Annotated in this window: 15 protein-coding genes; 6 read left to right on the top strand and 9 right to left on the bottom strand. The window is 58.0% G+C overall.

What is annotated here, in order from left to right; genetic code table 11:
* Positions 1-154 precede the first annotated feature (154 nt).
* From dsrP to ACOYW0_RS10630, 6 genes are all read right to left on the bottom strand, one after another.
* Positions 155-1,312, bottom strand: a complete 1,158-nt coding sequence (gene dsrP / locus ACOYW0_RS10655; RefSeq protein WP_482418428.1) for a sulfate reduction electron transfer complex DsrMKJOP subunit DsrP — start codon at positions 1,310-1,312, stop codon at positions 155-157.
* 12 nt (positions 1,313-1,324) lie between these two features.
* Positions 1,325-2,107: a sulfate reduction electron transfer complex DsrMKJOP subunit DsrO gene (gene dsrO / locus ACOYW0_RS10650; RefSeq protein WP_482418427.1), complete on the bottom strand. Its 783-nt coding sequence runs from the start codon at positions 2,105-2,107 to the stop codon at positions 1,325-1,327.
* A 2-nt stretch (positions 2,108-2,109) separates the two neighbouring features.
* Positions 2,110-2,493, bottom strand: a complete 384-nt coding sequence (gene dsrJ, locus ACOYW0_RS10645; RefSeq protein ID WP_180137892.1) for a sulfate reduction electron transfer complex DsrMKJOP subunit DsrJ — start codon at positions 2,491-2,493, stop codon at positions 2,110-2,112.
* A complete protein-coding gene (gene dsrK, locus ACOYW0_RS10640) occupies positions 2,486-4,075 on the bottom strand; it encodes a sulfate reduction electron transfer complex DsrMKJOP subunit DsrK (protein WP_482418828.1) in 1,590 nt (529 codons plus the stop codon). The genes dsrJ and dsrK overlap by 8 nt, the downstream gene beginning before the upstream one ends.
* 24 nt (positions 4,076-4,099) lie before the next feature.
* Complete coding sequence (gene dsrM / locus ACOYW0_RS10635) at positions 4,100-5,098, bottom strand: sulfate reduction electron transfer complex DsrMKJOP subunit DsrM (protein WP_482418426.1); 999 nt, start codon at positions 5,096-5,098, stop codon at positions 4,100-4,102.
* A 128-nt stretch (positions 5,099-5,226) separates the two neighbouring features.
* Positions 5,227-5,829: an RsbRD N-terminal domain-containing protein gene (locus ACOYW0_RS10630; RefSeq protein WP_482418425.1), complete on the bottom strand. Its 603-nt coding sequence runs from the start codon at positions 5,827-5,829 to the stop codon at positions 5,227-5,229.
* A gap of 793 nt (positions 5,830-6,622) precedes the next feature.
* Between ACOYW0_RS10630 and ACOYW0_RS10625 the strand changes: the two genes are divergently transcribed.
* From ACOYW0_RS10625 to ACOYW0_RS10600, 6 genes are all read left to right on the top strand, one after another.
* Positions 6,623-8,101: an NfeD family protein gene (locus tag ACOYW0_RS10625; RefSeq protein ID WP_482418424.1), complete on the top strand. Its 1,479-nt coding sequence runs from the start codon at positions 6,623-6,625 to the stop codon at positions 8,099-8,101.
* An 18-nt stretch (positions 8,102-8,119) separates the two neighbouring features.
* Positions 8,120-8,605: an NfeD family protein gene (locus tag ACOYW0_RS10620; RefSeq protein ID WP_482418423.1), complete on the top strand. Its 486-nt coding sequence runs from the start codon at positions 8,120-8,122 to the stop codon at positions 8,603-8,605.
* Positions 8,606-8,678: 73 nt separating this feature from the next.
* Positions 8,679-9,665, top strand: coding sequence for a flotillin-like protein FloA (gene floA / locus ACOYW0_RS10615; protein WP_482418422.1), 987 nt, complete (start codon positions 8,679-8,681; stop codon positions 9,663-9,665).
* On the top strand, positions 9,665-10,261 hold the full coding sequence (locus ACOYW0_RS10610; protein ID WP_482418421.1) for a hypothetical protein: 597 nt from the start codon (positions 9,665-9,667) through the stop codon (positions 10,259-10,261). Before floA ends, ACOYW0_RS10610 begins: the two co-directional genes overlap by 1 nt.
* Before the next feature lie 170 nt (positions 10,262-10,431).
* Positions 10,432-11,361 (top strand): lysophospholipid acyltransferase family protein, encoded by a 930-nt coding sequence (locus ACOYW0_RS10605; RefSeq protein ID WP_482418420.1) that lies wholly within the window; start codon positions 10,432-10,434, stop codon positions 11,359-11,361.
* Positions 11,362-11,725: 364 nt separating this feature from the next.
* Positions 11,726-12,619, top strand: coding sequence for a lysophospholipid acyltransferase family protein (locus ACOYW0_RS10600; protein ID WP_482418419.1), 894 nt, complete (start codon positions 11,726-11,728; stop codon positions 12,617-12,619).
* Positions 12,620-12,983: 364 nt separating this feature from the next.
* Here ACOYW0_RS10600 and ACOYW0_RS10595 read toward each other — a convergent pair whose 3' ends face one another.
* The 3 genes from ACOYW0_RS10595 to ACOYW0_RS10585 all read right to left on the bottom strand — a co-directional run bounded on the left by ACOYW0_RS10595 (position 12,984) and on the right by ACOYW0_RS10585 (position 17,904).
* Complete coding sequence (locus tag ACOYW0_RS10595) at positions 12,984-14,207, bottom strand: OmpP1/FadL family transporter (protein WP_482418418.1); 1,224 nt, start codon at positions 14,205-14,207, stop codon at positions 12,984-12,986.
* Positions 14,208-14,599: 392 nt separating this feature from the next.
* Positions 14,600-15,946, bottom strand: a complete 1,347-nt coding sequence (locus ACOYW0_RS10590) for an acetyl-CoA hydrolase/transferase family protein (protein WP_482418417.1) — start codon at positions 15,944-15,946, stop codon at positions 14,600-14,602.
* 260 nt (positions 15,947-16,206) lie between these two features.
* A complete protein-coding gene (locus tag ACOYW0_RS10585) occupies positions 16,207-17,904 on the bottom strand; it encodes a sigma 54-interacting transcriptional regulator (RefSeq protein WP_482418416.1) in 1,698 nt (565 codons plus the stop codon).
* Positions 17,905-18,257 lie beyond the last annotated feature (353 nt).

Here is an 18,257-nt window from a genome sequence, read left to right as displayed (position 1 = left end):
ACCGGTGGGTCGAATCGAATTTAGGGTGGGGGATCTTTGTTTCTGCGGGGTGAAACACAAAACAAAAACCCGCTCCCCTGAGATCAGGAGAGCGGGTTTTCTTAACAATCCAGTTGGCATTCCGGATTAGTACAACCTGTCGGATGCAACGGCCTTAGGCGTTGACCTCTTCTTTGATCTTGGTGGCGATCTTGTAGAGGATGGTCACGACCAGAAGGCCCACTGCGTAGACACCTACGGTGATGAGGATCTCCAGGGGAGTGGGGACGTACTCATGGTAGGTGTGCATGGGGTTGGGCACAAAGCCGCCGGCGATCATGCCCATGCCTTTGTCGATCCAGGTCCCTAAGAACACCATGATGCAGAGGAAGGGCATGTACTTCTCGTTGTTCCGGATCTTGGGAATCACAAGAAGGATAATGGCCGCAAACATCAGGAACATGGAGGACCACATCCAGGGCACAAGGGCTGCCTTGTCGCCGTGGCCGAAGAAGAGATACTTCATATGGTCCATGTGCTCGGGGATCTTGCTGTAGAAGACGGTGAAGACTTCGCACAGGAAGAAGAACACGTTGGCGATAAGCGCGTAGGTGATGATCTTCATGAGGGTCTGCATCGCTTTTGTGCCGGGATCGAAGTTGGTCACTTTGCGAACGATGAAGCAAAGGAGGATCAACACCGAGGGACCGGCGGCAAAGGCCGAGGCCAGGAACCTGGGAGCCAGGATCGCCGTGAGCCAGTAACCGCGACCGGGAAGGCCGCTGTAGAGGTAGGCTGTCACGGAGTGAATCCCGAAGGCCCAGGGGATGGAGACGTAGATGAGGAACTTCACCCACTTGGGTGCGGGAACCGCATTGCGCTCAGCTTCCAGGAGCTTCCAGCCGATGATGATGTTCAGGAAGAGATAGCCGTTGAGAACAATGGCATCCCACATGAGCATCGAGTGGGGCGTGGCGTTTAAGATCACGTTCATGGCGCGCGTGGGCTGACCAAGGTCCACCACGATGAAGAGCATGCACATGACCACGGCGGCCACGGCCAGGAATTCACCGAGGATGGTGATGCGGCCGAAGGCCTTGTAGTCGTGCAGGTAGTAGGGCAGGACCAGCATCACGCCCCCGGCGGCAACACCGACGAGGAAGGTGAACTGGGCAATGTAAAAGCCCCAGGAGACGTCCCGGCTCATGCCGGTGACACCGAGACCGAAGTGCCACTGCTCCATGTATCCCATGAAGGCCACCGCAATGACGGCCGTCAGACCGGCAAGCCACAGCCAGTAATTTCTGCTTCCGCTTAATGCTTTTTCAAGCATGATGACCTCCCGTTAAACGATGTAGAAGACCGAAGGCCCGGTACCGAGACTGGCCTTTCGCCGAATGGTGTAGTTCTCTTTGAGGACCTTGCGAACTTCCGAGTTTTCATCGGAGAGGTCGCCGAAGACGATGGCGCCTTCAGAAGCCTCCACGCAGTAGGGATTCTTACCAACGGCCAGTCTTTCCGCGCAGAAGTTGCACTTCTCCACGACACCCTTGGTACGGGTGGGGAACTCGGGGTTGGTGGGCTTCCCGTCTTCCAGGCCGTTTCTGGGGTCCTGGAAGTTGAAGCTGCGGGAGCCGTAGGGGCAGGCAGCCATGCAGAAGCGGCAGCCGATGCAGCGGTGGAAGTCCATGAGAACGATGCCGTCTTCCCGCTTGAAGGTCGCCTTGGTGGGGCAGGCCTGGACGCAGGGAGGGTTCTCGCACTGGTTGCAGAGGACCAGGATGGGGGCGTGGTGAGCCTTCTCAGACTGGAACTCGTTGGGCTGCTGGGTAAAGGCGTGCTCGTAGTGCTCTTCCCAGATCCACTTGATCTCGTGGTTTTTGTTGTTAAGCTCGGGAACGTTGTGGTTCAGGTGGCATGCCTTCCCGATCTTTTCGTTCAGCTCGTGGGTGAGCTTGCGGGTGTCGATGACCATGCCCCATCGATCCGCTTCGGTGACCTTCTGGTCTTTGATGGCTTTGCCTGAAGGGATGAAGTACTCGCCGATGGCATGCGCATTGGACGCGGCTGTCAGGCCCAGTGCGGATACGCCGGCGATCTTCAGGAAGCTTCGTCTGCTCTCTTTCATCACTACTTCTCCTTCGGATTCACGTGGCAATCCCAGCAGTAGGGGTTAACAGAGGCGTACTCATGGCACTTGTCGCAGAAGTCCGCCTTGTTGGTGTGGCACTCAAGGCAGGTGTTGGACAGGCTCATGTTGTACTTCTTGCCGTCATCCGCCACATAAATGCGGTGACCGTCGCGAACCACCGAGTTTCTCCAGCCGTCCAGAAGCTGCATGTGCTCCTTGGCCATCTGGTCCTTGGGGAGGATACATGCTCCGGCGGCCTTGGCTTCCGGAGCGATGACCAGCTCCGGCGCAGGCTTGGCCGATCCCGTGTTGTACCAGAACGGGAAGGAGACCAGGACGGCGAAGATGGCCACTCCGGCTAATATTTTACCTTTATCATTCATCAGAATCACCCTCCGCTCCAGGTAAATCCTCAAACCTCAGGTTTGTGGTTCGTTCAATTTCACCGTCCATGACCAGGGCGTTGGCTACCAGCTCGTGGAGGCCGGTGACTTCCACGCCGGGTACCCAGTAGTCCATGAGGGGGGGCAGAGCCGCCCTGTCGATGGCGCACATGCAGGCCAGGGTGTTGACGTCGTACTTGTCGTGGACGTATTTGACCGCGTTGGCACGGGGCAGGCCGCCTCGGAGGCGCTGTTCCATGATCTCTTCGGTGTTGAGGCCCGCACCGGAGCCGCAGCAGAAGGTCTGCTCGCGGATGGTGTTGACAGGCATTTCGTGGAAGTTGTTGCAGACGCTCTTCAGCACGTAGCGGGGCTCGTCGAGCATGCCCATGGCACGGGCCGGGTTACAGGAGTCGTGCCAGGTGACCTTCAGGTGGTCGTTGCGGCTCGGGTCGAGCTTGAGCTTGTTGTGCTTGATGAGGTCGGCGGTGAACTCGGCGATGTGGATCATCTTGGTGGACGCGGCGTTCTCGAAGACGGTGCCGGTGATGGGGTTCACCGGGGTCTCCAGGAAGTTGGCCGGGCCGTTCATGGTGCCCATGTACTGGTTGATGACGCGCCACATGTGGCCGCACTCGCCGCCCAGGATGTACTTGACGCCGAGGCGCTCGGCTTCGTGGTACATTTTGGCGTTGAGTTTTTTCATCTGGTCGGCGGAGGTGAAGAGGCCGAAGTTGCCGCCCTCAGACGCGTAGGTGGAGAGGGTGTAGTCCAGGCCGATGTGCTCGAAGAGCATCAGGTACCCCATGAAGGTGTAGGTACCGGGGTCGGCGAAGGCGTCACCAGACGGGGTCACAAAGAGGATCTCGGCACCCTTGCGGTTGAAGCTGGGGTTGATCTTGACGCCGGTGATCTCTTCGATGTCTTCGCAGAAGAACTCAATGATCTCTTTGAAGTTCTGGGGCTGGATGCCGAGGTGGTTACCTGTTTTGGAGCAGTTGGCCACGGGATCCTTGATCCAGTTGATGTTCACGCCGAGGAGGTTCAAGAGCTCACGGCCCATCATGGTGATCTCGGCGGTGTCGATGCCGTAGGGACAGAAGACGGAACACCTTCGGCATTCGGTGCACTGATAAAGATAGGAGAACCACTCTTTGATGACCTGGGGGGTCATCTTCCGGGCACCGCCGAACTTACCGAGGAGCTTGCCCACGGTGGTGAAGTCGTTTCGGTAGATGCTTCGGAGCAGCTCGGCCCTTAAAAAAGGCATGTTCTTGGGGTCACCCGAGCCAATGTAGAAGTGGCACTTGTCGGCGCAGGCACCGCAGCGGACACAGATGTCCATGAAGACCTTGAGGGAGCGGTACTTGTCCAGGCGCTCCTTGAAGCCTTCGTGAATGATCTGCTGCCAGTTTTCGGGAAGCTGCCAGTCCTCGTCGGCGGGGGACCAGTCGCGACCGTTGGGGAGCCCAAGATAGTCCAAGGTCTTGGCCTTGGCGGGATAGCAGAACTTGCCTTCGGACAGGTCCGGCGGCGTGTCCATCCACGACTTCTTGGGAACAGCGTTGTCTATTTTGATCATCTCTTCCGGTTTGATATCCACGATTTATGACTCCTTTTCCACTGGGAGACCCGCCTCGATCATCTTCTCTCTGAACTCGTTTTCGTATTTCTCGTAGGTTACGAAGGGAAGATCGGGGTTCCAGGGGTTGATGTGTCTCTTGGCTCGGCTGTTGTTGGCCATGTTTCGGGTGGGAGAAAGGAAAATACCACCGGCATGCATCAGCTTGCTGAAGGGGAAGTATACGAAGAGTACGCATACGCAGAATAGATGCACGTAAACGAAGGGGTCAATGTTGGCCGGAATCGTGGGGTGCAGTGTCGCCAGGCCCATGGTGAGCTCTTTGACGGCCACTACGTCCACCCTCAGGAAGTATCGCATGTAGATGCCGGTACCTGCGATGGCAATGATCAGGAAGAGGGGGAAGTAATCGGCTGCCAGGGAGGCGTACCGGAGGTTGGGTTTAGTCACGCGCCGCAGGAAGAGAAAGCAGGCCGCGGCAAGCAGGACCACCCCGGAGAGCAGTACGATGGGAAGGCCGATCTGGAAGAAACCGTCGATGAATTCCAGGGCTTCGATGCAGAACGGCACAGGCTCCAGGAAGAAGCGCATGTGACGGACGAGCACCGCCAGGAAGCTGTAATGGAATGCCAGGGCAAACAGCCAGAGCCAGATTTCCAATTCATAAGAGATCCGGTCACCCTTGATTTCGGCCTTGGTGTTGCGGAACAGAGACCTGAAGGTCAGGATCTCAAAGGCCATGCGGCCCACCACACCGAGTCCGGTGTAAGGGTTCTCAAGCTTGTCATGCTTGATCCAGGGCAATGATTTTTGCTGACCGCAGGTGGTCGGGATGCGGAAGGGAACCGGTGACTTGGCCCACTTCATGATACGCCAGATAAAACCGCCCAGGAACACGACAAAGGCGATGTAGGGTATCAGGATCCCAAACACTCCCTGCAGCGCAGGCGCACTGCCGCCCAGAAAGGCGAGTGCACCCAGCACAACGACCGCTACCAGGGACAACACAATATTAACGTTCATACCTTTTCCTCACCCTTTGGTGCTTGATCAAACGAACGCACCCGGATTGAAAGTTTGTAAAAGACGGACACAACCTCACATGTCGGGAAGGCCGGCAACCCTCCCGGAGAGGCTGACACACCCCCGCCCTACAGCCCTCGATCCGGTTCCTCGTCCGATTTCTCAAAGCCCCCGTTTTTATAAACATCATGTGGTAAAATTTCGGTCCCGACTTCGGGAACCTCACACAATATATCCTTGTTCTTCAAAATGTTGAGCGTGCGGGTACGCACCTCGCTGGCCCGCAGGCGGTAGATCTGCTCCCGGCAGGCCATGTAGATGTCAAAGGCCGCCAGGCTGATCCGGTCCACGCGGTTGTAGAAGCCGTCGAGATCCTTCTGGGTCACCTTGCCATCTTTGATCTCTTTTTTCAGCGCTTCTTTCACCACGGTTTTCAGCGCAAAGACAAAGGCCACGCCTTCGCTGGGGACAAAGGCCTGCACCGCACGCAGTCGAATGAGCGGGTCGAGCTTCTGGCGGAGTACCTCGGGGTCGGGCTCGTTTTTCAAGGCCACCAGGTTAAAGACGTCGGTGAACCCTTCCTTGGCCATGGCGCCGATGGGGTTGTTGAAGGGGTCTTTCTCCTTCATGATGAATCGGCTGCCGTCGGAAGAGTAGTTTCCGGCAAAACGGGCGGTCCATGCGCTGATGATCTCTTTGGCATGGCTGTCGAGGTGTTTGTAAATACCCATGGTTCCTCGCACCCGCCTGCATGCGCACGCGGGTTTCCTAAGAATTACATTTGTAACAGCAACTTAATGATGAAACGGAACTTTCCGAGTTTAAACGATTGATATAGAACAATTTCCGTTTTTGTGTCAAGAACTACTTTCCTTTCAAACGAGGCTGAAGTATGCACCGTTAAAGGATATTGCGTTTGCCTACCCGTAAGGATACGAACCTGTTTTTCCTTCGTTACCTTTCACGGTTTTGATAGTATAAACGGTATCAAAAGCCATGGCTTACCCCAGGGCGAATCCTGCGGGAATCATGCTCTGTTCGCCGCCGGGCAGTGGGCTTACCGGGCCGGAGGCCAAGGTGACAAAGGAGAAAATCGCAGGGTAACCCGGCCATGCTCGTCGGTTGTCGGCGCACTGGTTTGCCGCCAGGCACCGTGCTCCGGTGCAGCGCGGCTTCCTTCGTCCTAGGGCTCCATCGTTTGATTATGTTCCTGATAAACCGCCGCACTATAGCAGAAGCGCGGGACCAAATAAATGGTGCTCAAACGTGAATTATTTTGATTTCATTGTTCATTTGGCTTGATGGATGGTTGCGGTTCGTGGGTGACGTGATCTTGCACGGTTTTCCCTTTTCCTGTATATACGAATAGTCAATCAGGTGTCATCCGGCGATTTTACCTCACCACGGAGGCAAACCCGGTGGCACCCTTCATTTATCGGGTTGTCAGGGCCATACTACCCTGCTCCGGCGGCGTGTCGCCCTGCTCCCGGCATCGCTCTCTTTACCTGAACCCCAGGCATCACCATGCAAAAGTTGACCTCTTTTCCTGTTGCGGCATGTTTTTTCTTTGGATGGCTCCTGTCGTGTCTTCTGCCGACGGGGCCGTTGTGCGCCACGGCCCGGGCCGAAGGGCCCGAGGTCCTTGTCATTCCCATCTCCGGAGAGGTTTCTCCGGCCATGGCCGCTTTTGTGGAGCGGGCCACACGGGACGCCGAAGGGGCTTCCCTGGTGATTTTCGAGATGGACACCTTCGGCGGTCGGGTGGATTCGGCCTTTAAGATTGTCGATGCCATCACGGCCCTTGAATCCCCCAGCGTGGCCTGGGTGAAGACAAAAGCCATCAGCGCCGGGGCCCTCATCGCCCTGTCCGCCGACGCCCTGACCATGTCTCCGGGCACCACCATCGGGGACTGCGCGCCCATTGCCGTGAGCCAGGAAGGCCCCAAGATGCTGGGAGAGAAGTTCCAGTCCCCGCTGCGGGCCAAGTTCCGCGCCCTGGCCCGGAAAAACGGATACAGCGAAGCCCTGGCCGAGTCTATGGTGACCGCCGAACTTGAGATTGTGGCCTACGAGGCCGACGGCAAGACCGTCTATCTGGAGAGGCAGGCCTACGAGGACTTGAAGGAGAAGCCCGACCACGTGCGAACCGTGGTGCGGGAAGGCGAGCTGCTGACCATGGACGATGTGGAGGCCAACGAATTCGGCTTTTCCAAGGCCACCTTGAAAACCCTGGCCGAGGTGGTGGCCGGTGAGGGCAAGGGCGGGGTTGTGCCGGAGCGCGTGGACCCCTCCTGGTCCGAAGACCTTTCCGGGTGGATCCTTTCCATCGCCCCCATTCTCATGATTATCGGGCTGGGGGCCCTTTACACCGAACTCAAGGCCCCGGGCTTCGGGATCTTCGGCATCGTGGGGCTCAGTGCCCTGGCCCTTGCCCTGTTCGGCCATCACATTGCGGGTCTTGCCACCTATGCGGAGATCATCATCATCGTCATCGGTGTGCTTCTCCTGGTGGTGGAGATTTTCGTGCTTCCGGGCTTTGGCCTGGCTGGCATGATCGGCTTTCTGCTGGTGATCCTGGGGCTGATCCTCTCCCTGCAGGATTTTGTGATCCCCGACCCGGACCTGCCCTGGGAGGGCGACCTGTTTCGGGTGAACCTTCTTACCGTGGTGGCCTCCTTCGGCGCCTCCCTTCTCATGGCCATGGCCATGCTGCGCTATCTTGTCCCGGCCATGGCCGGGCGGGTGAGCGGGCCATACCTGGACGCGGACTTAAAGGCCTCCCATGCCGATTCCAAAGAGACGGCACGCATTGAAGAAGGTGCCACGGGCGTGGCCTTGAGCCCCTTGAGGCCGGCCGGAAAGGCCGCGTTTTACGGCGAGCCCTTTGACGTGGTCACCCGGGGTGATTTTATTGATCGAAACGAGCATGTTGTGGTCACCGCCGTGGAGGGGAACCGTGTCATTGTGGCCCGGAAAGAGTCCCCTTCCGAACCTGTTGCATAAAGGAACCCAGCCAAGCCCATGAAACTTGCCTTAACCGTCATTGTTCTTCAAGTTCTTGGGGTTGCCGCCATCATCGCTGAGTTTGTCATCCCCTCCTTCGGGGTGATCTCCGTGGTGGCCGCGTCCCTGTTCGTGCTCTCGGTGTATATGGTTTTCACCGAGGCCTCCACCCAGATGGGGTACGCCCTGCTGCTGGCCGATATTTTTCTTATTCCCGCCGCCATTTTCATCGGGGCCAAGGTGCTGGAGCACTCCCCGGTGACCCTGAAGAAGCAGCTTAAAAGCGAGGAGGGGGCCACGTCCCAGAAAAAGGGGCTGGATCATTTCCTTGGCCTTGAGGGCGAGGCCGTCACCGACCTTCGGCCCTCGGGGGTGGCCCTTCTCGGGGAGGAGCGCATCGACGTGGTGACACGCGGTGAGTACATAGAAAAAGGGAGCCGGGTCTCCGTTCTTTCGGTCACGGCCAACTCCGTTGTGGTGAAGCAGCTGATAGCGGCTGAATGAGTCCTTACTATTTGAAACCCGGCCCTTCGTTATGGAAGGGCCCTGTATATAACGTGAAAATCAGGAGAACGTAATGTCCCCAAACATGATTTTAACCTTTGTCGCCCTGGCCATCGTGCTGGTGATTCTTTTTGTGGTCGCCTCTGCCATCAAGCTTTGGATCCAGGCTCTGGTGTCCGGTGCCCATGTGGGTATCCTGAACATCGTCTTCATGCGGTTCCGGAAGGTGCCGCCCAAGCTCATCATCGAGTCCAAGATCATGGCGGTGAAGGCAGGTATCGACATCAGCACCGACCTGCTGGAATCCCATTACCTGGCCGGGGGCAACCTGGCCCGTGTGGTCCAGGCCCTCATCGCGGCCGACAAGGCCAACATCGACCTGGAGTTCAACCGGGCGGCGGCCATTGACCTGGCCGGGCGCGACGTGCTCGAGGCGGTTCAGATGAGTGTTAACCCCAAAGTCATCGAGACGCCCAAGATCGCGGCCATGGCCAAGGACGGCATTCAGCTCAAGGCCATCTCCCGCGTGACCGTGCGGGCCAACATCGACCGCCTGGTGGGTGGGGCCGGTGAAGACACCATCCTGGCTCGCGTGGGCGAGGGCATCGTCTCCACCATCGGCTCTTCCGAGAACCACAAGCAGGTTCTGGAGAACCCGGACACCATCTCCAAGACCGTTCTTGCCAAAGGCCTTGACTCAGGCACGGCCTACGAGATTCTGTCCATTGATATCGCCGACGTGGATGTGGGCAAGAACATCGGCGCCGACCTGGAGACCGACCGTGCCGAGGCGGACAAGAAGATCGCCCAGGCCAAGGCCGAAGAGCGTCGTGCCATGGCCTACGCCGTGGAACAGGAGATGAAGGCCAGAGTCCAGGAGATGCAGGCCAAGGTTGTGGAAGCCGAGGCGCAGGTTCCCCTGGCCATGGCCGAAGCATTCCGCAGCGGCAACCTGGGGATCATGGATTACTATAAAATGAAGAACATCATGGCCGATACCGATATGCGCAGCGCCATTGCAGGCGATGAGAAAGGACCGGATGACAAGGAGACCACCTGATGGGCGGTATCAAGTTCCTTATCACCCTCGTGGTGATCTACCTCGTCTTTCGCTCCGTCATGCGGAAGATCATCTCAACGGTGAACCCGGAAGGGGGCGATAGCCCCAAGAGGGGGAAGCTGGGGGACATCATCGCCCAGATGAAAGAGGAGATGGAGAGGGCCCGGCTCGAGGCAGAGCGTGAAGCCGCGGGCGAGGAGGACGACTTCCTGGATGACGACCCCTGGGCCGATCTTCGGGAGGATGCGGAGACCCTGGAAGCGGATTCCGACATGTCCGGAGAACGCTGGGATGCCGATGACGACAGGCCTTCTCTCCACGAGCGCTGGGAAGCGGACGAGGAGAGGCCCTCTCTCCATGAGCGATGGAATGAAGAGGATGAGAGGCCCGCTCTCCATGAACGCTGGGACTCAGCTGAGGAGGGAACTTCTCTCTGGGACAGCCCGGAAGGGAGGCGCCCTGCACGGCGGTCGCTTTCAGAGGAGCCGACGCCCGGCACCGACACCTGTGCCCGGAGCGGGAAGCGCCGCACGAGGCTGAAAGAAGCCATCGTCTGGAAGGAGATCCTTGATCGGCCCGTGGGGCTTAAGTCCTGAGTCTCCGCCTTCCGGCGGTGCAGAACAAACAGTGTGACAGACGGTTGTGAGCCGCACGGGGATTCCCGTGCGGCTCCGTCGCCGTTCCCCTTGGTATGGTTGGCCCGGGGGGGACTATATTCTTTTGCGTAAAAAACCTTGGAGGAGTTTTCAGCACGAAGGATGTAGTGATGACCATAAAACACTATTTCGAACACATGACCTACCACCTTATCGGACTGACCCTGACCCTCATTGGTCTGATTCCCCAACACCGAGCCGACCGGCTCGCCCATTTTCTCGGACATGCCTGGTTCAAAGGCGACACACGGCGCCGCATGGTGGCCATGGACAATCTCACCCATGCCTTCGGGGACTCCATGGACCAGCAGGAGCTTACGGACCTTGCCCGGCGCAATTTTGTCAACACGGCCCGGATGCTCTTTGAGCTGGGGCAAAGTACCCGGTGGCCCCTGAAGAGCGTCAGTGATCACTTTCGCTACTACGGCCACCACCACGTCATCAACGCCCATAAAAAAGGCAAAGGGGTGCTGGTGGTCATGGCCCACATGGGCAACTGGGAGTTCCTGGCCCCAGCCATCGTGGCCTCAGGGCTCCAGCCCGCCGCGGTGTATCGTCCCCTGGCTTATGCGCCCCTGGACCGCTACACCAAAGACATGCGGGAAAAATTCGGTTGCCGTATGTACCCCACCCGCAAGGCCGTGGATGGTATCCTCAGCGAGCTGGGTCAGGGTAACCTGGTGGGCCTTCTCATCGACCAGAACGCCAGCAAGCCCCACCAGAGGGTCTTTGTGGATTTTATGGGCCGCAAGGCAAGCGCCCACAAAGGCCTGGCCCAGCTTGCCGCCGTCACCGGGGTGCCGGTGGTCTCCTTTTTTGTGGTGCGTGAGCACGGAAAGTTCCGGGCAGAGTTCGGCCCGGAAATCCCCGTGGTGGATACCGGAAACCCCCAGCAGGACCTTGTGACCAACACCCAGGCTTTCAACCGGGTCATCGAGTCGATGGTGCGCCGTTACCCGGATCAGTGGCTCTGGGGGCACCGTCGCTGGAAGACCCGCCCCGAGGAGGAGCCTGCCCCCGGCGGCCCTGTCGTGGGTTGAACATTTAACAAACAGGTTATAAAAAAGATTCAGGCCAATCAAAAGCGCACTCGCAACCTGTTTACGAGGTGGCTCACCTCGCCGCCGAAGGCCTCTTTTCGGTTTATTCCCCAAGCCCTCTTGCCCCTGCCGTTCATTCGACTTTGCTCCCGGAGGGCAACGATGCTTTGATGGGTTGTCCTTCATATTATCCCACACGCGTTTGCCCTGCACGAGATCCTGTTTGCCATTGCCAAACCCCTGGTGTGTCAGTATAGTTCTATCCTTTTAGAAGGAACGTTTGAAGGGTGGCGGTACCGTCCTTTTTCCTGTGGAAGGCGCGGGCGCTGTTCTGTGATGAGACACCTGGGTGTGGATGTGTGGAATGGAATATCTGGTATACAAGGTCGTTCGTCTGTTGTTTCTGTTGTTGGGGCTCATCCCCGAGCCCGTGGCCGGGAAAATGGCCAGTGCCATCGGCGGTATCTGGTACCGGCGGGACAAGCGCCACCGGGAGGTGGCCATCAAGAACATGACCACCGCCTTCGGCAAGGAAATGTCCGAAGAAGAGATCAGGGAACTGAGCCGGAAGGCCTTTGATCATATTGCCCTGGTCCCCTTTGAGATGGGACGCAGCCTTCGCTGGAACTGGGCGGATCTCAAGGCCCGGTTTCGGATTTACGGAATTTTTCACCTGACGGCGGCCCACGCCAAGGGCAAGGGTGTTCTGGTGCTGACCTGTCACATGGGGAACTGGGAGTTTCTTCCTGTCTCCATGGGGGCCACGGGGTATCAGATCTCGGCGGTGTACCGCCCCCTGGATTTCAAACCCATGGACCGGTTTATCCTGGAGATGCGGGAACGCTTCGGCTGCCGCATGTACCCCACCAAAAAGGCGGTGAAAGGCATCCTGGATGAACTCTCCCAAGGCAACGCCGTGGGACTTCTGAGCGATCAGAATGCCCCCAAGCCCCATCAGAGCGTGTTTGTAACCATGTTCGGCAAGACCGCCAGCGCCAACAACGGCATCGCCCAGCTTGCCCTTACCACCGGCGCCCCGGTGATCCCCTACTTCGTGGCCCGGGACGGCCGGTTCGTCCGGGGTGAGTTCGGCCCGGAGATTCCCCTGGTGAACACCGGTGACTTCGAGTCCGATGTCCGCACCAATACCCAGAACTTCAGCTACGCCATGGAAAAGATGGTCCGAAAATTCCCGGAGCAGTGGTTCTGGGTCCACAACCGCTGGAAGACCCGACCCCGGGATGAAGCGCAGGGGTGAGAAGTGCCTCCGGCGGCCCTGCCGGGGGCTAAACTTTTAAAAAAGTTTAACAAACAGGTCTTAAAAAAACTGGTTGGTGAGTAACCCCTGATTTTTAAAGGCGAATGTGATTTTCTCTTAGGAGCGAAGGGGAAAGCGCATTCGCAACCTGCTTTCGAGGTGGCACACCTCGCCGTCGGAGGCGAGTTTTTATCTTTTACCGTCATAGACGGCATGCAAAAGGCCCAGGCCACCCTTTTTCTATCCCCGGCTGCGGGTGACTGAGAACCAAAAAACGCCTTCGGAATATCCGAAGGCGTTTTTTTATACCTGTCGGCTGGTGAGGCCGAGGGCCAGGTATGAGGGTGGACGGTGTGGCTTTGTCTTATCTGAAGGCGTACTGGACGCCTATACCGATGATCCAGAGGTCTTTTTCATAGGTGATGCCGTGGCTGTCGGTGTCGTCTTCGTAAAAGAGCTTGGTGGCCCCCACGTCAAATCGGAGGCCTTCAACGGGCTCGGCCATGAATCCTGCGGAGATGCCGTGGTAGACGTTTTTGGAGAGGGCCGTGCTGTAGTCCTCCGGGTCCACACCGGCATCGGAGTAGGTGTAGCCCGCGCTCACGGCAAAGCCGGGGGTGACGGCGTACTCAAAGGCACAGGCCACCTCCACCCCGTTGTCCAGGCCCTCTTCGGCCCCCTCCCAGTCGATGTCGTCATGCCAGGCGTAGCTTACGTCTGTGGCCAGGGTGAGGCTCTCGGTGGCCTTCCAGGAGACGCCCAGGGCGGTCATGGCGGGGAAGTCTTTGCGGGTGGTGTCGCCTTTGGCTCCAAACGTTGGCAATTTCGATAAGGCGGGCGCTGCTGTTCCGTTGATCTTGTCCACTTCCCACTCCACTCGGGTGCGAAATTCGTGGCGGAACCCGATGTTAAAGGAGGGGCTGGGGGTGTAGTTGATCCCGATGATGGGGGCGAAGCCGGTGCCGGTTTTCTCGTAGTCCAGAATGGTTCCGCCATCGATTTCGTATGTGTTGGTGCCGTAGACCAGGCGACCTGTGAGCGAGAGGGAGAGGGTGTCGCTCACGGCATAAGCACCGCCCACGTATGCCCCAATCCAGGCCGAGGCCACCTCTTCGGTCACGGCGGCACCTACTTTACCTGTCATCAGATGATCGGATATTTGCTTGGTGGTGATCCCCAACTTTTTGTTGAGTATCCCGTTGTCATACTCCAGGGCCCCTCCCCCGCCGATGACCCCGAATCCCGTAAACCCGCTCCATTTTTTGCCGTTTTTCACGGCAAAGAGGTTGGGCACCACCGTGGTGAGGGTGGTGGTCTCGTGCCGCACCCCGTCTTTGGTGTGGCTGTACTCCTTGGGCAGGAACTGGTTGCCCGCCATGATAAAGGTGCCCTCACCCAGCCGGATGGTGCCGGCCGGGTTGTAGAGGACCGCATCCACGGAGTCCGTGGCAGCTACCCGGGCGGGCATGCGGGTCCAGTCGGCGCTCAAGTTGGTGTTGTTTTCGTAGAGGGTCGCTCCGGCGGTGGAGGAGAGGGCCACCCCCGCAAGGAGCGTTAGAACAGCAGCGATACTTTTTTTCATCTTCATACCTGATCCTTAATTTTCCTAAATCTTAGATAATGGATTCTCAGGTCCATTTGCTACTTGTGATCCCTGAGAGAACATGACAGACAGCTGTCCGTCTGGTTCGGCTATCGCCTTGCAGTGGGGCTGTTTCACCAAACCATATCCGCAACATCGGTTGGGTGGATATTTACTTTAGTTAGACATCTAAGTAATATCTGGTGTGAATAATTTTATCTTAATTTTAACTGCAGCTATTCAGTTCGTTACACATGGAAAGCGGTTCAGGTGCCCCCCCTTAAAAAAAAGATTCAGGTCAATCTCAACCCAGGGCAAAGGTGATTATCCTTCGCAACCTGGGGGGCTGGATCCTTGGGGCGTATTCCCTGGCCGCCGAAGGCATTTTGGCCCGTGCATTATTTTTTGTTGGAGTGCCGCCAAATTTTCATGGCTTCCGCCTCCTTGATGAGCCCTTCCCTGAAATCGGGGTGGGCAATGCTGATCATCAGCTCGGCCCGTTTCCAGGTGGATTGCGCCCTTACCTGCACGGCCCCGTACTCCGTGACCACATAATCGGTCATGTGGCGGGGGATGGTGGTGATGGATCCTTGGGCAAAGGTGGGCAGGATGCGGGACTGGAGTTCCCCTTTGGAATTGGTGAAGGTGGAGGTAAGGCAGATGAAGCTTTTACCGCCCTTGGACCACTGGGAGCCGATGACAAAGTCCCACATGCCTCCGTTGCCCGAGACCTGGTTGGTGCCCAGGCTCTCGGCGTTTACCTGGGTGTAGAGGTCCACCTGCAGGGCGTTGTTGATGGAGACAAAATTATCGAGTTTGGCGATGACCCGGGGATCGTTGGTGTAGTCTGCCGGGTAGGAGGCCGCGGCCGGGTTGTTGTCCACGAAGTCGTAGAGGCGCTTGGAGCCCATGGCAAAGGTGTAGGGAACCCGGTACCGGTCCAGGCTTTTGCAGGAGCCGTTCATGCGGCCGGATTCGATCATGTCCACGTAGGCGTCGGAGAGCATTTCCGTGTGTCCCCCTAAGTTTTTCAGGTCGGACTGGGCGATGATTTTGCCCACGGCGTTGGGCATGCCCCCGATGCCGAGCTGGATGCACGAGCCGTCTGTGATGTGGCCCACGATGAGTTCGGCGATGGTGCGTTCCTGTTCGTTGGGCTCGGGGCTGGGCAAATCGGCCAGGGCCAGATCGGCAGGGGCCTCCACCACATAGTCCACGGCGGAGATGTGGACGGCCTCTTCGGCACCGCCCGGGCAGACGGGCAGGTTGGGGTTGACCTCGACGATGACGCAGTCTGACTCTTCCATGGCCGCCAGGGTGGCGGAGTTGTGAAGGCCCAGGTTGAAGTAGCCGTGGTCGTCCATGGGGCAGACCGTGCAGATCACCACGTTGCGGTGGGGGGCCACGCCATCCCTGAACCAGGAGGGGGCCTGGTGGTACATGATGGGGTAGTAGAACCCCACGTTGAAGTCCCGCTGCAGCACCCGTGAGATCTTGCTGAACTGAAGGTCGTGGTAGACAAAGCTTTCGGGGTGCTTGACCACTTCGGGCACCGGGGGCAGGGTGACGGCCACGTGAACCTCCACGTCCCGGAGTTCCTCATGACGGGCCGCCAGGGCGATGTCGCACACCACGGGCTTGCCGTTGAAAAATCCGTAATCCACCACGTCCCCTGATTTGACGATCTTTACCGCTTCCTCGGCGGGAACGCATTTTTGACTGTACTGGCTGCTGTATCGGTTCATACTTCTCCTCCTTTGCACCGTCGGAATTCGAAAATCAGAATTTCTCAATTGCGAATAATGTTTTTATGAGCAAAAGCAGTGCCAATTTGACGAACGGAGGATATGGGTATTTATAACAAGGGGATGAGTCTTGCGGGGCTGGAAACCGTCGAGAATGCCCAGGCGTGGCACGGGTGCCACGCCCGTTGAGGGAAGAGGGCATAACAGGCAAGAATTATAGATACAAGTCGTTGGGGTGGCAAAAATGTCCCGTCGGGGGACTATTCGATTCCGTAGCCTTTGAGCTTTCGAAACAGGGTTTTTCGGTGCACCCCGAGGAGCTCTGCGGCCCGGGCTTTTTGCCAGCGTGTTGATTCCAGGGTGCGCAGGATGTGAGCTTTTTCCACCTCGGCAAGGAGGTCGCTGAGAGGCCTGGGACATCCCTCTTCCCGGGGTTCCGGCGGCAGGGCGGCATGGGGCTCCGGAGACGGCAGGTCGAGGCGGCTCATGGTGATGTATCGGTGGATCACGTTCTGGAGTTCCCGGATGTTGCCGGGCCAGGGGTGGGCCTGGAGCCTGCTCATGACATGGGAGGGGATCACGGGGAGCTTTTCTCCGGTGACCAGCTTTTCCAGGAAGTGGTGGATGAGAAAGGGAAGGTCGTCGAGGCGGTCCCGCAGCGGGGGCAACGTGATGGGGATGACGCTGATGCGGTAGAAGAAGTCTTCGCGCATGCGGCCCCGCTTCACGAGCTCTTCGGGATTTTTGTTGGTGGCGGCAATGATGCGGATGTCCGGGTGGACCGGTTCGCGGCCCCCCACGGGGAGGAAGCCGCCTCCTTCGATGGCTCGCAGGAGCTTGGCCTGCATGTTGAGGTCAATCTCTCCGAGTTCGTCCATAAAGAGGGTGCCGCCGTGGGCCAGTTCCAGGAGCCCTTTTTTGTCCCGGTCCGCCCCGGAGAAGGCGCCTTTTTTGTACCCGAAGAACTCGCTCTCCATGAGTTTTTCGGGAATGGCCGCGCAGTTCACGGGCACGAATTTTCCTTCGGACCGGTCGCTCAGGTCGTGGACCGCCTTGGAGACCAGCTCCTTTCCTGTGCCGGACTCTCCGTAGACGATGACGTGGGCAGAGGTTCGGGACGCCTTGAGGATGGTCTCCAGAACCTCCTGCATGGGTTTGCTCCGACCGACGATGGTTCCCATGGCGTGGGATTGCCTGACCCGGGTCTCCAGGTGATGGAGGCGCTCGGTGAGGGCCCGCTCCCGCCTTTTCCGTTCTGTGATGTTGCGAAGGATCCCCAGCACCTCGTTTCCGGCCAGGGCGATGATCCGGGCCTCGTACCACTGGGTGCCCCGGACCTCGGCCCATTTGAATTCGAAACGCTGGACTGTGTGGTGGGCAAGGGCCCTGCCGATGGCGTCCATGGCCTCTTTGAACTTTTCCCGGGGCAGAAAGTCGGAGAGGTGACTGCCTGCGTAAGGGGCCTTTCCTTTGACCATGGAACTCTTCGGGCCCTTGTAAGTGGTGATGCGGCCGGTTTCCATGATGCGGATGATGGTGTCGGGGATGGCGTTCAAGATACCCCGGGTCACCTTTTCGCTCTCCTGGAGGGCTTCCTGGGCCCGGACCCGCTGGGTGATGTTGTTGAAGAAGGTGAGGCTGGCGGGGCGCCCGTCCCAGACGATCTCGATGGCGTGGATCTCGAACCAGACAATGTCCCCGTCCTTGGTGATGAGGCGGAAGGGGTAGACCTGGGGCACGGGCTGGTGGTTCATCCGTTTTCGGTAGCGAGTGTCCACAAGCGTCACGTCGTCCGGGTGGACAAAGTCTCCGTAGGGACGGCTGACCAGTTCGTGGGCCTCGTATCGGAGGACCTTGACGGCATTGGCGTTGACGTTTCGAATGATGCCGTCCTGCAGCACGATGATGGCGTCGCTTGAGTTTTCGAAAAGGGGAAGGTTGTCCGTCTCAAAGCCCATGGCATTGCTCCGTCTGGTTGTCTCCGATTTAAAAGGGGTACTCCCGAGACCTACTAAATGGCGGAGCATAAGGAAAGGGTGTTCTCAAAATAGGGGGCCATTGTTTCCACAGCTTTTGCTGAAAAAATCAAAATAAATGATTGTTCGGTTTTTTGATTCTGTGGATAGGTGGCCGGGTTTTATTGCGATGAAACAGTGACGCCAATGCACTGATGCTATGGGCCCTTGTCATATGCAGGGTGGATCGGCCAACTCTCAGGCGAGAGTCTCAATCCACATAAAATGTGGGACATCTTAAAATGAGTGAATATTCGTTTAAAGGTAATTGCAGGAAAAATTCAAGGCAGTTGGGT

This window comes from Desulfoluna sp. HI9BLuna, assembly GCF_056829775.1.
Note: the sequence above shows the minus strand (reverse complement) of the source record. Positions and strands in the feature narration are given on the sequence as shown.

Bases quoted from the DNA above. Each gene is read 5' to 3' on its own strand.
- dsrP (WP_482418428.1), bottom strand. From the start codon at position 1,312: ATGCTTGAAAAAGCATTAAGCGGAAGCAGAAATTACTGGCTGTGGCTT.
- dsrO (WP_482418427.1), bottom strand. From the start codon at position 2,107: ATGAAAGAGAGCAGACGAAGCTTCCTGAAGATCGCCGGCGTATCCGCA.
- dsrJ (WP_180137892.1), bottom strand. From the start codon at position 2,493: ATGAATGATAAAGGTAAAATATTAGCCGGAGTGGCCATCTTCGCCGTC.
- dsrK (WP_482418828.1), bottom strand. From the start codon at position 4,075: ATGATCAAAATAGACAACGCTGTTCCCAAGAAGTCGTGGATGGACACG.
- dsrM (WP_482418426.1), bottom strand. From the start codon at position 5,098: ATGAACGTTAATATTGTGTTGTCCCTGGTAGCGGTCGTTGTGCTGGGT.
- ACOYW0_RS10630 (WP_482418425.1), bottom strand. From the start codon at position 5,829: ATGGGTATTTACAAACACCTCGACAGCCATGCCAAAGAGATCATCAGC.
- ACOYW0_RS10625 (WP_482418424.1), top strand. From the start codon at position 6,623: ATGCAAAAGTTGACCTCTTTTCCTGTTGCGGCATGTTTTTTCTTTGGA.
- ACOYW0_RS10620 (WP_482418423.1), top strand. From the start codon at position 8,120: ATGAAACTTGCCTTAACCGTCATTGTTCTTCAAGTTCTTGGGGTTGCC.
- floA (WP_482418422.1), top strand. From the start codon at position 8,679: ATGTCCCCAAACATGATTTTAACCTTTGTCGCCCTGGCCATCGTGCTG.
- ACOYW0_RS10610 (WP_482418421.1), top strand. From the start codon at position 9,665: ATGGGCGGTATCAAGTTCCTTATCACCCTCGTGGTGATCTACCTCGTC.
- ACOYW0_RS10605 (WP_482418420.1), top strand. From the start codon at position 10,432: ATGACCATAAAACACTATTTCGAACACATGACCTACCACCTTATCGGA.
- ACOYW0_RS10600 (WP_482418419.1), top strand. From the start codon at position 11,726: ATGGAATATCTGGTATACAAGGTCGTTCGTCTGTTGTTTCTGTTGTTG.
- ACOYW0_RS10595 (WP_482418418.1), bottom strand. From the start codon at position 14,207: ATGAAGATGAAAAAAAGTATCGCTGCTGTTCTAACGCTCCTTGCGGGG.
- ACOYW0_RS10590 (WP_482418417.1), bottom strand. From the start codon at position 15,946: ATGAACCGATACAGCAGCCAGTACAGTCAAAAATGCGTTCCCGCCGAG.
- ACOYW0_RS10585 (WP_482418416.1), bottom strand. From the start codon at position 17,904: ATGGGCTTTGAGACGGACAACCTTCCCCTTTTCGAAAACTCAAGCGAC.